The 12,835-nt window shown below is 65.0% G+C and carries 13 protein-coding genes; 5 read left to right on the top strand and 8 right to left on the bottom strand.

All coding sequences use genetic code 11. From position 1 onward, the window contains the following. Positions 1-7 precede the first annotated feature (7 nt). Entirely contained in the window at positions 8-787 is a 780-nt protein-coding gene (gene purC / locus ASG67_RS08510) for a phosphoribosylaminoimidazolesuccinocarboxamide synthase (protein ID WP_056528294.1), read from the bottom strand. Positions 788-914: 127 nt separating this feature from the next. Continuing rightward, the gene (locus ASG67_RS08505; RefSeq protein WP_056528291.1) at positions 915-1,898 is read right to left on the bottom strand and encodes a DUF535 family protein; all 984 of its coding nucleotides are present in this window, start codon (positions 1,896-1,898) and stop codon (positions 915-917) included. A 188-nt stretch (positions 1,899-2,086) separates the two neighbouring features. Between ASG67_RS08505 and ASG67_RS19685 the strand changes: the two genes are divergently transcribed. Then, positions 2,087-2,821 (top strand): energy transducer TonB, encoded by a 735-nt coding sequence (locus ASG67_RS19685; protein WP_056528288.1) that lies wholly within the window; start codon positions 2,087-2,089, stop codon positions 2,819-2,821. Positions 2,822-2,826: 5 nt separating this feature from the next. Here the strand turns inward: ASG67_RS19685 and kynU are convergent, their stop codons facing one another. Together kynU and ASG67_RS08490 are read right to left on the bottom strand one after the other, a co-directional pair. Beyond that, positions 2,827-4,041, bottom strand: coding sequence for a kynureninase (kynU, locus tag ASG67_RS08495; protein WP_056528285.1), 1,215 nt, complete (start codon positions 4,039-4,041; stop codon positions 2,827-2,829). Next, positions 4,038-4,922 (bottom strand): alpha/beta hydrolase family protein, encoded by an 885-nt coding sequence (locus ASG67_RS08490; RefSeq protein WP_200940749.1) that lies wholly within the window; start codon positions 4,920-4,922, stop codon positions 4,038-4,040. Before ASG67_RS08490 ends, kynU begins: the two co-directional genes overlap by 4 nt. Positions 4,923-5,190: 268 nt before the next feature. Between ASG67_RS08490 and parC the strand changes: the two genes are divergently transcribed. Beyond that, a complete protein-coding gene (gene parC, locus ASG67_RS08485; protein ID WP_056528282.1) occupies positions 5,191-7,437 on the top strand; it encodes a DNA topoisomerase IV subunit A in 2,247 nt (748 codons plus the stop codon). A gap of 53 nt (positions 7,438-7,490) precedes the next feature. After that, positions 7,491-9,191, top strand: a complete 1,701-nt coding sequence (locus tag ASG67_RS08480) for a putative bifunctional diguanylate cyclase/phosphodiesterase (RefSeq protein ID WP_056528279.1) — start codon at positions 7,491-7,493, stop codon at positions 9,189-9,191. Here ASG67_RS08480 and ASG67_RS08475 read toward each other — a convergent pair. From ASG67_RS08475 to ASG67_RS08460, 4 genes are read right to left on the bottom strand one after another with little or no spacing between them, the layout of a single operon-like run. Continuing rightward, positions 9,095-10,312 (bottom strand): CCA tRNA nucleotidyltransferase, encoded by a 1,218-nt coding sequence (locus tag ASG67_RS08475; protein WP_056528276.1) that lies wholly within the window; start codon positions 10,310-10,312, stop codon positions 9,095-9,097. The two genes, ASG67_RS08480 and ASG67_RS08475, sit on opposite strands and share 97 nt — an antisense overlap. Next, a complete protein-coding gene (locus ASG67_RS08470; protein ID WP_056528273.1) occupies positions 10,303-10,893 on the bottom strand; it encodes a CoA pyrophosphatase in 591 nt (196 codons plus the stop codon). The genes ASG67_RS08475 and ASG67_RS08470 overlap by 10 nt, the downstream gene beginning before the upstream one ends. Continuing rightward, entirely contained in the window at positions 10,890-11,456 is a 567-nt protein-coding gene (locus ASG67_RS08465; protein ID WP_056528269.1) for a DUF1285 domain-containing protein, read from the bottom strand. The genes ASG67_RS08470 and ASG67_RS08465 overlap by 4 nt, the downstream gene beginning before the upstream one ends. Before the next feature lie 57 nt (positions 11,457-11,513). Then, complete coding sequence (locus ASG67_RS08460; RefSeq protein ID WP_056529130.1) at positions 11,514-12,029, bottom strand: GNAT family N-acetyltransferase; 516 nt, start codon at positions 12,027-12,029, stop codon at positions 11,514-11,516. A gap of 130 nt (positions 12,030-12,159) precedes the next feature. Between ASG67_RS08460 and ASG67_RS08455 the strand changes: the two genes are divergently transcribed. Together ASG67_RS08455 and ASG67_RS08450 are read left to right on the top strand one after the other, a co-directional pair. Continuing rightward, the gene (locus tag ASG67_RS08455) at positions 12,160-12,531 is read left to right on the top strand and encodes a dihydroneopterin aldolase (RefSeq protein WP_056528266.1); all 372 of its coding nucleotides are present in this window, start codon (positions 12,160-12,162) and stop codon (positions 12,529-12,531) included. Then, the gene (locus tag ASG67_RS08450) at positions 12,528-12,824 is read left to right on the top strand and encodes a Rossmann fold domain-containing protein (RefSeq protein WP_056528263.1); all 297 of its coding nucleotides are present in this window, start codon (positions 12,528-12,530) and stop codon (positions 12,822-12,824) included. Before ASG67_RS08455 ends, ASG67_RS08450 begins: the two co-directional genes overlap by 4 nt. Positions 12,825-12,835: the final 11 nt, after the last annotated feature.

Raw genomic sequence — 12,835 nt, 5'->3', positions numbered from 1 at the left:
GTCCTGCTTACTTGCCGCGGCGCTTGCGATGGCTGTCGAGGTCGAGGACCGCGCCGTCCTCACCCTCCGGCATCAGGCCGAGGCGCCGGGCGACCTCCTGATAGGCTTCCGCCTCGCCGCCCAGATCCTGGCGGAAGCGGTCCTTGTCCATCTTGTCGTTGGTTTCCATGTCCCACAAGCGGCAACCATCGGGGCTGATCTCGTCGGCTAGGATGATCCGACCATAATCATTGTCGAAGATGCGGCCGAATTCCAGCTTGAAGTCGACCAGCCGGATACCGACGCCGGCGAACAGGCCGCACAAGAAATCGTTCACGCGGATCGCCAGGTCGGCAATGTCGTGCATCTCCTCCTGCGTCGCCCATCCGAAGCAGGCGATATGCTCCTCGGACACCATCGGGTCGCCGAGCGCATCGTCCTTGTAGTAATACTCAATGATCGTGCGGGGCAGCTTCGTGCCCTCCTCGATCCCCAGTCGCTTCGACAGCGAGCCGGCGGCGACGTTCCGCACCACGACCTCGATCGGCACGATCTCGACCTGCCGCACCAGTTGCTCGCGCATGTTCAGGCGACGGATGAAGTGCGTCGGCACGCCGATATGGTCGAGCAGTGTGAAGACATGCTCGGAGATTCGGTTGTTCAGCACCCCCTTGCCGTTGATCGTGCCCTTTTTCTGGGCATTGAATGCGGTGGCGTCATCCTTGAAATACTGGATGATCGTGCCGGGCTCGGGACCCTCGTAAAGGATCTTGGCCTTGCCCTCGTAGATCTGGCGGCGGCGAGCCATGGGCGGGTCCCCTGAAAAATGAAGCGGCCCCGGCGTCGCGAGACGGTCGCGGGCCGGGGCCAGGAAGATGGACGCGCCTATAGGGTAAGGCCGCGGTGGGTGCAATCACGTCGGCGCGCATGTTCGGTCACGCCGCAACCATGTCGCGGACCGGGGCCATCGATGTGTCAACCACCGGGATTTCATCCAGCCAGGGCTGCGCGCCGCCGACCGTTTCGCCGGGGAACGTGGCCGGCCTGGCATCCGCGTCGATGGTGTGTTGCGACATCGCCATGTGAACGGCATCGCGGACCTCGATCTTGAACGCCCGTTTGCGGCGACTGCGCCGACGATGTGCTGCACTGGCATCGCCCGGCGGCCGTTCCTCGCCGGGAACGGGCATCGACCAATGTCCACCCTCGTTCCGCGCCGCGCCGAACATCGCCCAGAATGCATCGTAATCGAAGGTGAAGGCGGTCTCTCCCTTCTGCAATTTCAGCAACTGCCCGTCATTGCCCACGCCGATGATCGTCGCGATCCTCATGCCGAGCGCAACACCCTGCAAGGCGGCATAGGCGACGTGCGACGGCGCCACGCCATAGTGCGCCTTGACTGCCGGTTGCAATTCGCCGCGTTCGGGCGCCGCACCCTGTCCACCGCCGACGAACAGAACATGATCCGCGCTCTCGCCCACAACGCTGCCGGGTATCACCGAAAAGCTCAACTGGAACAGCAGAATATCCTGCCGATAAAAGGCGAGCAGCAGATCGCCCTCATAGAAGTGGCTGACATTATGCCGCAACCCGATGTGGTAATTGCCGCCGACCTCACCATTCCGCCACAGCATCACACCCTGATGCATCAGCGTGTCATAAAAGCCGGCGGACTGGTGGGTCCGCAGAAAGCGATAATGGCTAACCACAGCCTCCCGGCGCTGCCCCAGCGTCAGCGATCCGGCGAGGTGGCTCGTGAAATATTGGCGCGTCAGCCCCGGACTCTGCACCAGCAGATCGCCATAGAAAGCGGACGACAACAGCTTCATCAACTGATGCTGGCCGTTGATCGACCGGACGATCGGCTCGTGAAGCACCACCTCCGCCGCTAGTCGCAATGTCTTCAGGATACTGCCCATCGATCACTATCCCGCCGGCCGGGAACCGCCATCCCGATCACGTCTCTTTATCGTCGATGCTGATAAGCGATCTTAATAAGTGGGATTAACGCGTCGTAAAGGAATGGAGACCGGAAGCGGTCCGACACAGGTGATACCCGCCCAATAAGCCATTGCTTTCCTGTCGGATCATCCCGATCTCGATAACCATGCTCCTGTATCCCACGCCGGCGGAGCGGCTGCGGGCCGCGATCCCGACCGCGATCGCCGTCGCGTTGCTGGCGTGGGCGCTGATCGTCGGCCTCCGTTTGCGGCCCGTCGAATCACCAACCGAGCAACCAGCGGTCTTCAAGCTCGACCTACCGCCGCCACCGCCCGAACGCATCGTGCCCGAACGCCAGCACCGTCGCCGCGCGCAGGGCAGGGCGTCGCCCCGCAATCTCCGCAGCAAGGCGACCGAGGTGGCCGCGCCAATCCCCATCATCCCGCCGCTGATCCCACCACCGATCGTCACCGCCCCGACCCCGCGCGCGGGCTACGATCCGACCGCGGGCGCATCCAACCGGCCCGGTCCGGGCAGCGGCGCGGGCGGGCAGGGCGATGGCGACGGCAGTGGCGGCGCAGGAGACGGCGATGGCGACGGCTATGAATCGCCACCCCGCCGCATTGCAGGCCGTATCAAGGATTCGGACTATCCCCGCGCAGCCGAGGATGTCGGTGCGGGCGGCACGGTATCGGTGCGCTATCACGTCGAAACCAACGGCCGCGTCACCGGCTGCGCTGTGACGCATTCCAGTGGCAACGCCGCGCTGGATGACACGACCTGCCGCCTGATCGAGCGCCGCTTCCGGTACGACCCCTCACGCGATGCGGAGGGGCGCCCGGTGCGCTCGATCATCGTCGTCGATCACGACTGGGTCTTTGATCGAGACGACCCGCGCTGACGTCGTCACGTCACCGCCAGCCGCTCGCGAAACCGCGCCTCCCGGTACATGCCGCTGCGTACGATCTCCCCCAGAATTTCACCGGCTTGCCAGACATCCCTGTGAGATAGATAGAGCGGCGTCAGCCCCAGCCGCAGCACATCGGGATCACGGAAATCGCCGATCACGCCGCGTTCGATCAACGCCTGCGTCAGCGCATGTGCATCGGGGTGACGAAAGCTGATATGGCTGCCGCGCGCCGCCGCATCGGCCGACGTCACGCATTCAAGCCCCGCCGCCTCGCCCGCCGCCGCCATGATCCACCACAACGCCGCGCTCTTCGCCCACACCGCCTCGCGATCGACGTCGGCCCACAGGTCCAGCCCCGTCTCCAGCGCGGCCATCGCCAACATCGGTGGCGTTCCGGCCAGCCAGCGCTTCATCCCCGGCGCCGGCTCATAGCCATCGTCAAAGGCGAACGGCGCGGCATGGCCCATCCATCCCGACAACGGGCTCGCCAGCCGTTCCTGCCATCGCTTGGCCACATAGATATATGCCGGCGCCCCCGGTCCGCCGTTCAGATATTTGTACGTGCAGCCGACCGCCATGTCGGCATTGGCCGCATTCACCTCCACCGCCACCGCGCCAGCCGAATGGCTCAGGTCCCACAGCATCACGGCGCCCGCAGCTTGGGCTGCGGCCGTTAACGACGCCATATCAAATCGTTCGGCGGTCTTGTAGTGAACATGCGTCAGCATCAGAACGGCGGTATCCGGACCAATCGCCGCCAGCACCTCGCCCCGCGGCACCACCTTCAGCGTCGCGCCCGGCACGCAGGCGACCGCCCCCTCCGCCACATGCAGGTCGGTCGGGAAATTCCCCGCCTCGCTCACCACCACCGTTCGTGACGGATCGATACGCAGCGCCGCCACCAACGCCTTGAACAGGTTCGCCGAGGTTGAATCGCCGACGATCACCTCGTCCGCGGCCGCACCGATCATCGACGCGATCTTGCCGCCCAGCCGGGTCGGCGCCTCGATCCACCCCTCGTTCCAGCTGCGGATCAGGCGATCGCCCCATTGCCGCGACAACATGTCCGCCATCGCCGCGCCGGTGTCACGGGGTAGGGCACCCAACGAATTACCGTCGAGATAGATCACCCCCTCCGGCAACGCGAAACGCGCGCGCATCGGTGCCAGCGGGTCGGCGGCGTCCAGTGCGTCAATCTCGTCTAGCGTCATCGCAACCCTTCCACGATCAGTCGCTTCGCCTCTGCCCAGGCGGGCGTTTCAGGGGCGATCAGTTCGACATGCCCGGTATGCGCAACGGTCTTCAACGTCACCCGGTCCCCCGCCGCCGTCGCACGGGCGACATAATCAGTGGCCATCCGATACGGGATGATCCGATCCTCGCGCCCGTTCACCAGATATTGCGGTACCCCCAGCGGCAACAGGCGCGGCACCGAGGTGTCGACATAGGGGTCAGCACGGTCCGTACCGACGAGCTTGCCAACCACCGACGTGCCACAGCCATTGTCCGCGTTGGCCGCCGTCTCCTCCAGATCAGGCAGCCCGCCCAGGCTCACCACGCGCGCGATCGTCAGCGGCGTCGCGGTGCGCAACATGCTGTCCACCGGCAACCGTGACCGCCCCGCCGCCCACAGCGCCAGATGCCCGCCGGCCGAATGTCCGACCGCCACGACATGCTGCAGGTCAAGATTGAACTTCACTGCATCGACAGCCAGTTGATCGACGGCCTTCGCGACATCGGTGAAGGTGCCGGGATAGCCACCGCCCGCGCGATCCACGCCGCGATAATCGATATTCCACACCGCGATGCCATCGCCACGGAGATCGGCGGCGACCCAGTTCATCAGTTTGCGATCGGCGATCTCGGTCTGCCAGCAACCGCCATGAACCATGAGCACGACCGGGAACGGCCCCTTGCCCTTCGGCAGCCACACATCGACCTTTTGCATCTGGTCGGTGCCGTACTCCACCGTCGCGTCCGGATCGGGCCGCGGCCGTTTGGCCAGATCGGGCCAGGTCAACAGGGGTGGGGAAACGGCAGCCATCGCCACGCCGGTGAAGGCGAGCAGGAACGGAAACGCAAGTCGGATCATGACTTTGCCTTATAGCGCTTGCGGCCGCCTCGACAGCGCCGTTTCGGCGATTTCCGCCATGCCCGCCAACCTTCACGGCGGGGCTGTCCTACAGGCAGGCAAATGTGAGACGGCAACCACATGCCGCTCGATACGTCGAATTACAATCCCGTGCGCGTGCGCTCCCGCGATCACGCGCGCGTGGAGGGTGTGACTTTAGTGACCTTCCGCGCCCTTGCCGGCACCGCGGCTTGCCGCGCCCGCATCTGCTGCTATGACAACGGAACATATGGCGACCGACCTCACCGGCCCCGACACGCCGATCGGCATCTTCGACGCTCCCTTCGACACCGCTTTGTCGGAGCGTTACCTCGTCTATGCATTGTCGACGATTACCGCCCGTTCGCTGCCGGATGTGCGCGATGGGCTGAAACCCGTGCATCGCCGGTTGCTGTGGGCGATGCGGCTGCTGCGCCTCGATCCGGCCTCGGGTTACAAGAAGTGCGCGCGCGTCGTCGGCGATGTCATCGGCAAATACCATCCGCATGGCGACCAGTCGGTCTATGACGCCATGGTCCGCCTCGCCCAGGATTTCGCGCTGCGCTATCCGCTTGTCGACGGGCAGGGCAATTTCGGCAACATCGACGGCGATAACGCCGCGGCCTATCGGTACACCGAGGCGCGGCTGACGCAGGTCGCGGTCGACCTGATGGACGGGCTGGACGAGAACGCCGTCAATCTTCGCCCGACCTATAATGGCGAAGAGGAAGAGCCGGAGCTATTTCCCGGCATGTTCCCCAACCTGCTCGCCAATGGTGCCGCTGGCATCGCGGTCGGCATGGCCACGTCGATCCCGCCGCACAACGCCGCCGAATTGCTCGATGCGGCGATGGCGCTGGTCGACGATCCGATGGCCAATGTGCTGGACCATGTCACCGGGCCGGATTTCCCGACCGGCGGCCTCGTCGTCGATCCGGCGGCGGTGATCGCCGAATCCTACGCCACCGGACGCGGCAGCTTCCGCGTCCGCGCGCGGTGGACGCTGGAAAAGGAGAAGGGCGGCGGCTGGCAGGCGGTGATCTCGGAAATCCCGTACGGCGTGCAGAAGGGTAAGCTGATCGAACAGATCGCCGCGCTCATCAACGATCGCAAGCTGCCGATCCTCGCCGATATCCGCGACGAATCGGATGCGGAGGTCCGCATCGTCCTCGAACCGCGCGCCCGCACCGTCGACGTCCAGGTGATGATGGATGGGCTGTTCCGCCTGACCGACCTCGAAACCCGCGTGCCGCTGAACCTCAACGTCCTCGACAAGGAGCGGACGCCGAGGGTGATGAGCCTGCGCGACGCGCTCTACGCATGGATCGAACATCAGTTCGTCGTGCTCGAACGCCGCACCACGCACCGGCTGGCGAAGATCGCCGACCGGATCGAGCTGCTCGACGGCTACTTGGTAGCCTATCTCAACCTCGACCGGGTGATCGAGATCATCCGGACGGAGGACGAGCCCAAGCGGGTGATGATCGCCGAATTCTCGCTGACCGATCGTCAGGCGGAGGCGATCCTGAACATGCGGCTGCGTTCGCTGCGCAAGCTGGAAGAATTCGAGATACGCAAGGAGCGCGACGGTCTCGACAAGGAACGCGTCGATCTCGAATCGCTGCTTGCCGATCCCGCCAAGCGCAAACGCCGCATGAAGCGCGACCTGAAGCGCATCCGCGAACGCTATGGTCCGGAAACGCTGCTCGGCAAACGCCGCACCACGATCGAGGAAGCCGCGCCGACCCGCGACATCCCGCTGGAGGCGATGATCGAGCGCGAACCGATCACCGTCATCCTGTCGCAGCGCGGCTGGATCAGGGCGATGCGCGGCCATGTCGATCTGACCGCCTCCGACACGCTGAAGTTCAAGGAAGGTGATGGCCCCGCCTTCGCCTTTCACGCGCAGACCACCGACAAGCTGTTGCTCGCCGCCGAGAACGGCCGGTTCTTCACGCTGGCCGCCGACAAGCTGCCCGGCGGGCGCGGTTTCGGCGAACCGGTGCGTGCGATGATCGATCTCGATGGCAGCATCCGCGTCGTCGGTTTTCTCCCCGCGTCGCGCCAGACCCGCCTGCTGCTGGTGGCAAGCGACGGTCGCGGCTTCATCGTGCCCGTTGCCGACACCATCGCCGAAACCCGCAAGGGCAAGGCGGTGATGACCCCGCGGACCGGCGCCACGCTGAAGGTGATGCGCGCGGTGCTGTCGACCGACGATTATGTCGCGGCGATCGGCGACAATCGCAAGATGCTGGTGTTCCCGATCGCCGAACTGGTCGAAATGACCCGCGGTCAGGGGTTGCAGTTGCAACGGTTCCGCGATGGCGGGCTTTCGGATGCGATCACCTTCCGGTTCGTCGACGGGCTCAGCTGGGCAATGGGTGGCGAAAGCGGGCGGACCCGGACGGAGACTGACCTGTCGGCTTGGCGCGCCGCGCGCGGTGCGGCGGGGCGGATGCCGCCGACGGGCTTTCCCCGCGATAACCGCTTCGGCTGAGATACTTCCCGCCTTTCAGCGCATCTTAACCGACTCCCGTCTACAAAGAGGACATGGCCACCGCCCCGACAGATCGCCTGGCGCCCTTGTTCATTCCGCCGGAGATGATCGCGCGCGGGTTGGATCTATTGCCGGTGCCGGCGGTCCATATCGTGCGAGAGGACGGTGCGCTCGTCTTTGCGTCGATGAACCGCGCGTACCGGCTGGCGGGGCTGGGCGTCGTGGCCGAACGCTCGCCGATGATGGTGGGACTGGGGGCCCATATCGGGGCGCTGCTGGCGTCCGATCGCCTGCGACTCGATCTCGACTGGCAGATCGGCGAGACGATCGATTGCCGTTACTACCGCGTCTGTATCGCCCGGTCGGATGCTGCGCGGGACACCTGTATTGTCACGCTGATCGACCAGACCTCGCAATATCATACCGAACGCAGCCTGCGGCGTGAGATGACGACCGATAGCCTGACCGGCCTGCCGAACCGCGAAGGGTTCAGCGATCTGGTCGAGGCGGCCAGCGACGAGCGCGCACGACGCGCGGTGCTGGTGGTCGATCTCGTCCGCTTCGGCCGGATCAATGCGTGTCTCGGTAGTCTCGCGGGCGACGAACTGCTCATTACCGTCGCCCGCCGGGTCAAGGGTGCGCTGCGAGCCCGCGATACGCTCGCCCGGATCGGTGGCGACGAATTCGGCATCCTGATGACGCTGGATGACGATCAGTCGGAAGCGCATGAACTTGCCGATCGCGTCCGCCGTACGCTGTCGTCGCCGTTCCGCTTGACCGATCTAGAGATAAGCGTCGATTGTTCGGTCGGTATCGCCTTCGGATCGGACAGCGACGATCTGGAAGAGCTGATCCGCCATGCCCAGTTCGCGACCAAACGGGCGAAATCAACAGGGCGAGTAGAGGCGTATCAGAACTCTGCCTTCGCCCTGGCGCGCGAACAATTCGCGATGGAAACGTCACTACGCCGGGCGATCGAGGATCGTCGCCTGCGCCTCAATTATCAGCCGATCTGCGATCTGGCGACCGGCGCCATCACGTCGTTCGAGGCCCTAGCTCGATGGACCGATGAACACGGGCAGGAATTCAGCCCCTGCGAATTTATTCCGGTGGCCGAGGAGTCGGGCCTGATCGTTCCGTTGGGACGATGGGCGATCGACGAGGCAGCACGGACACTGGCGGACTGGGATAGGATGGCAGGCGGCAATTGCGGGGTACGGCTGGCGGTAAACCTGTCGGCCATCCAGTTGCAGCGCGACGCCATCGCGCCGGTCCTGCAACAGGCGCTGAGCGACCACGGTCTGACCGGCGATCGCTTCACCTTGGAACTGACCGAAAGCGCGATCGTGTCGGACCCCGACGGCATCACCGAAACGATGCATGCGTTAAAAGCGCTGGGCGCGCGGCTGGCGATGGACGATTTCGGCACCGGTTATTCCAATCTCGCCCATCTGCAGAAACTGCCGATCGACATCCTGAAAATCGATCGCTCCTTCATTACGGGCATGCTCGCCGACCGCGACAAGGTGGCGATCGTCCGCGCGATCCTGTCACTGGCGCAGGCTTTGGGAATGCGCACGACCGCCGAAGGCGTGGAGACGGTGGAGCTAAGCCAGACGCTGGCGGCGCTCGGCTGCAATCACGGCCAGGGCTATATCTACGCTCGCCCGCTGGAGGCCGATGCGGCGCTGGCGTTCCTGCTGCGCTCGCGGATTTCGGTCGCGACGACATCGGCGATCGCTTCGACCCGCTGAGCGTCGGGAAAACCCTCTGCGATCCACGCCGTTTCGACAGCGCGCAGCGCGGTGGCAACTTCTGGCCCGCGTCCCAGGCCTCTTTCGACCAGAGCCCCGCCGGTCATCGGAAATCGGGGCGGCGACCATGTCGCAATGACAACCGGATCATCCCCCGCCAGCAACAGCCGATCGATGGCGCTCTCCACACCGCTGCGATAGGCGAGGGCAAATGGCCCCTCGTCACCCGGACCCGCCGTCGCGGCGATAAGCCGCTTGCGCTGTGCATTGGACAATTTCAGCCGCGCACCCACGGTGTCGGCGTGAGCCGACGGCACCAGGGCGGCCAGTCGACGGATCGGATTAGGCACGATTCCCGCGCGCTCTTCCTGCTCGGCCAGCCGAGCGACGCGATCGACGCCGACTGCATCGATCTCCGGCAGCACCGCTTTCAAGATGGCGTGATCGACCATCAGCCGCACAACAGAGACCGCACCCCGCGCCACGAGCAGCTTAAGCAATTCCGCTGCGATCCGCTCTCGAGACAAGGCCATCAGATCGTTGGCGCGGGCGACACAGGCAGCTAACCCTTCCGCATCGATCGTGTCACCGAAGCGGGCATGAAAGCGAAAGAAGCGCAGGATTCGCAAATGATCCTCAGCGATCCGCTGCAATGGCGAACCGATGAAGCGGACACGCCCCGCTGCCAGATCGGCGAGCCCACCGAAATAATCGACGACCTCACCGGTCGCCGGATCGGAGTACAGCGCGTTCATGGTGAAATCCCGCCGGCCGGCGTCCTCGCGCCAGTCATCGGTGAAGGCGACTTGGGCATGCCGGCCATCGGTCGTCACGTCCCGGCGAAGCGTCGTGACCTCGACCGGATCACCCGCCACGATCGCGGTGATGGTGCCATGGGCCAGGCCCGTCGGCACAGCCCGGATGCCGGCCGTCTTCAGCAGCGCCAGCACCGTTTCCGGCGTATGACGCGTCGCGATGTCGATATCGGCCACATCGAGTCCGAGCAATGTATCGCGTACCGCACCACCGACAAACCGGGCCTCGCCGGTGCCCAGAACGTCGGCCAGTTGCACGAGCCCCGCACGGTGACGCCATGGCGCGTCCGGCAGGACTACAGCCATGCCAACCGCCGCGAAAGGTTGACGATCATCGCCGCCGTCGCGCCCCAGATGCGGCGTCCGTTCCAAGGGATCTCGATGAAATGTCGCTCTTCCCCCTGCCACATGGCGCTTCCTTGGTGATGATTGGCGGCATCGAAGACGAAGGCGAGCGGGACTTCGAACACGCTCGCCACCTCCGCTTCGGCCGCGACCAGCGGCAAGTCGGGGGGAATAACGCCGATGACGGGCGTGATCTCGAACCCAGTGCCGGTACGATAGAGGTCGACAGAGCCGACCAGCGTGACAGCGGCACGGGGCAGGGCGATTTCCTCCTCCGCTTCGCGCAGTGCGGCCTCGACGGCGCTCTCGCCGGGATCGATCCGACCACCGGGAAAGGCCACCTGACCAGGATGGCGGCGCAACGTCTCGGTCCGTTGGGTCAGGATCAGACCCGGCTCCGTGCGATCGGTCACCGCAACCAGTACTGCCGCAGCGGTCATCGCCTCCGCCGGGTGCAGCGCCAGTTCGGCCGCATCGCCGGCGACTAGGACGCCGCCCGGATCGCGTGCCAACGACATCCGCAATCGGTCGGCGAGGATCACGCGGCTGGCTCCAGCGCGAAGAAAGCGCCGTCACTCCACACGCCCGGCGACGGGTCCTCGCCCGCCAGCGCCCGTTCGGCCAGTTCATAATACACGCTGCGGGCGACCAATGCCTCCAGCCCGCCGCGGACGTGAAGATACGGGCGCGGGCCGTCGTCGTCCTTGACGAAGCGCAAAGGGTTGGCTGCGCCGGCGGTTACCAGATCGCCGGTATTGAGGCGAAACGCCAGCCGAGCGTCGCGACCTTCTCCCTCGGTATTCATTTCGACTGCCACGAACGGCGCTTCCTCTACCGCGATCGCCAGCTTCTCCACCGGGGTGACGAGGACATAGCCGCCGTCCGGTTCCCGTCGCAGGATCGTAGAGAAGAGGCGAACCATCGCCGGGCGGCCGATCGGCGACCCCTGATGATACCAGGTGCCGTCGCGCGCGATCCGCATCTCGCTATCGCCGCAATGCGCAGGCTGCCATTGGTCGACCGGCGGCAGGCGCTGTTCCTCGACCAGCCGCGCGATCTCCGGCAGGCTGAGCGTAGCAAGATCTGGAAGCGGTTCCATCGGCATGCCGGCGAGGTAGGCGTGCGAATCGTCGGCGTAAAGTCACGTCGACCGGCAGCAGCTTCAGGCGATAGGAATACCGACGGCCGGACCAAGCATCCCTGCCAAATCCGGCACCGCATCCCCCCGCGCAAGCAGCCGATGCCGCTCGACCGGACCAGGTAGCCGCCATCGGCTGGTGTGATCGGCGGTGAAGCCGAAGAAGCGGCCATAATATTCGGGATCGCCGACCAGCATCAGCGCGCCATCAAGGCCATTAGCAGATGCCGCGGCCAAGGCGCTTTCCGTTAGGCGGCGACCGAGACCGCTCTGCTGGCGATCCGGCGACACGGCGACAGGGCCGACCATTACTAGCGGCACCGCTTCCTCGGCATCGGTCGTCAGGACGATCGGCCAGCACTGGATCGATCCGACGATCGTCCCGTCATCGATCGCTACGAAGCTGAGGCCGGCAATCGCCTTCCCGGCGCCACGTACCGCATAAGCGGTACGGCCATGGCGCTCCGGCCCGAACGCACGGTCCAGCAGATGCTCTACCTCAGCCTCATGCTCTGCCAGCAGCGGTACGATGGCGATCATCGAAGACTCCCAATACCCGCCGGCGATCGATACGGACGAATGGCGCGCGCTGTAACGGGGCGGGGCGTTTACGCAAGCGGGCGCCGTCGGCGGGGTTTCTCGCGACGCCATGTCTGATAGAGGCGATGCCATGAACGATCGTCTCCAACTCGAAGTGCACGATATCGAAGTGCCGGTGCTGACCGGTATCTATTCAGAGGAAACGCACCTTCCCCAGCCGTTACGTATCTCGCTGACGGTGGATCTGACGTGTCCCGACCGCTTCGAGCCGGATACGCCGCTATCCGCTTCGAAAAACTATCTCGACCTCAAGCATGCTGCCACAACGGCCTTGCCGCAGGGCGTTCATTTCACGCTGGTCGAAGCGCTGGCCGAGCATATCTGCGACACGTTGCTGTTGCAGGACGAACGTGTGCAGCGCGTCGAGGTCAAGATCGTGAAGCTGGCCATCGCCGAGGCGGGCGAATCGATCGGCATCACATTGGTCCGCTATCGCCGATGACTGGCGGCACCGGTCGTCTTCGATTGACGGCGAATGTAGGCATTGATCCGGTCGAGCTACTGCACGCAGCGACCGGAGCATCGGTAGTGATGGTGATCGACCCCGCCATCGGCGCAACCGCCGCGGCGATGGCACGAGCGGCGGTTCCCGCCATTGCGTTGGAGTGCGCGCGCCATACGCGAATCAATGCGGTCGCGCCGGGCAATCACGCTGATTCCGCCGCGATCGATCGGGCCGTCGCATTCTTGCATGGATCGCCGGCGATCACCGGTCAGGTGCTCGACATCACCTGAGCGCGACGATG

It is taken from the genome of Sphingomonas sp. Leaf339 (genome assembly GCF_001426195.1).
Lineage (GTDB): Bacteria > Pseudomonadota > Alphaproteobacteria > Sphingomonadales > Sphingomonadaceae > Sphingomonas.
The sequence above is the reverse complement of the archived record's forward strand: the minus strand, read 5'-3'. Positions and strand labels throughout refer to the sequence as shown.

What these genes read in the sequence shown, in the direction of transcription:
- ASG67_RS08490 (WP_200940749.1), bottom strand. Translation starts at nt 4,922, where the DNA reads ATGATCCGACTTGCGTTTCCGTTCCTGCTCGCCTTCACCGGCGTGGCG.
- ASG67_RS19685 (WP_056528288.1), top strand. Translation starts at nt 2,087, where the DNA reads ATGCTCCTGTATCCCACGCCGGCGGAGCGGCTGCGGGCCGCGATCCCG.
- ASG67_RS08450 (WP_056528263.1), top strand. Translation starts at nt 12,528, where the DNA reads ATGACTGGCGGCACCGGTCGTCTTCGATTGACGGCGAATGTAGGCATT.
- ASG67_RS08460 (WP_056529130.1), bottom strand. Translation starts at nt 12,029, where the DNA reads ATGATCGCCATCGTACCGCTGCTGGCAGAGCATGAGGCTGAGGTAGAG.
- kynU (WP_056528285.1), bottom strand. Translation starts at nt 4,041, where the DNA reads ATGACGCTAGACGAGATTGACGCACTGGACGCCGCCGACCCGCTGGCA.
- ASG67_RS08455 (WP_056528266.1), top strand. Translation starts at nt 12,160, where the DNA reads ATGAACGATCGTCTCCAACTCGAAGTGCACGATATCGAAGTGCCGGTG.
- purC (WP_056528294.1), bottom strand. Translation starts at nt 787, where the DNA reads ATGGCTCGCCGCCGCCAGATCTACGAGGGCAAGGCCAAGATCCTTTAC.
- parC (WP_056528282.1), top strand. Translation starts at nt 5,191, where the DNA reads ATGGCGACCGACCTCACCGGCCCCGACACGCCGATCGGCATCTTCGAC.
- ASG67_RS08475 (WP_056528276.1), bottom strand. Translation starts at nt 10,312, where the DNA reads ATGGCTGTAGTCCTGCCGGACGCGCCATGGCGTCACCGTGCGGGGCTC.
- ASG67_RS08465 (WP_056528269.1), bottom strand. Translation starts at nt 11,456, where the DNA reads ATGCCGATGGAACCGCTTCCAGATCTTGCTACGCTCAGCCTGCCGGAG.
- ASG67_RS08480 (WP_056528279.1), top strand. Translation starts at nt 7,491, where the DNA reads ATGGCCACCGCCCCGACAGATCGCCTGGCGCCCTTGTTCATTCCGCCG.
- ASG67_RS08505 (WP_056528291.1), bottom strand. Translation starts at nt 1,898, where the DNA reads ATGGGCAGTATCCTGAAGACATTGCGACTAGCGGCGGAGGTGGTGCTT.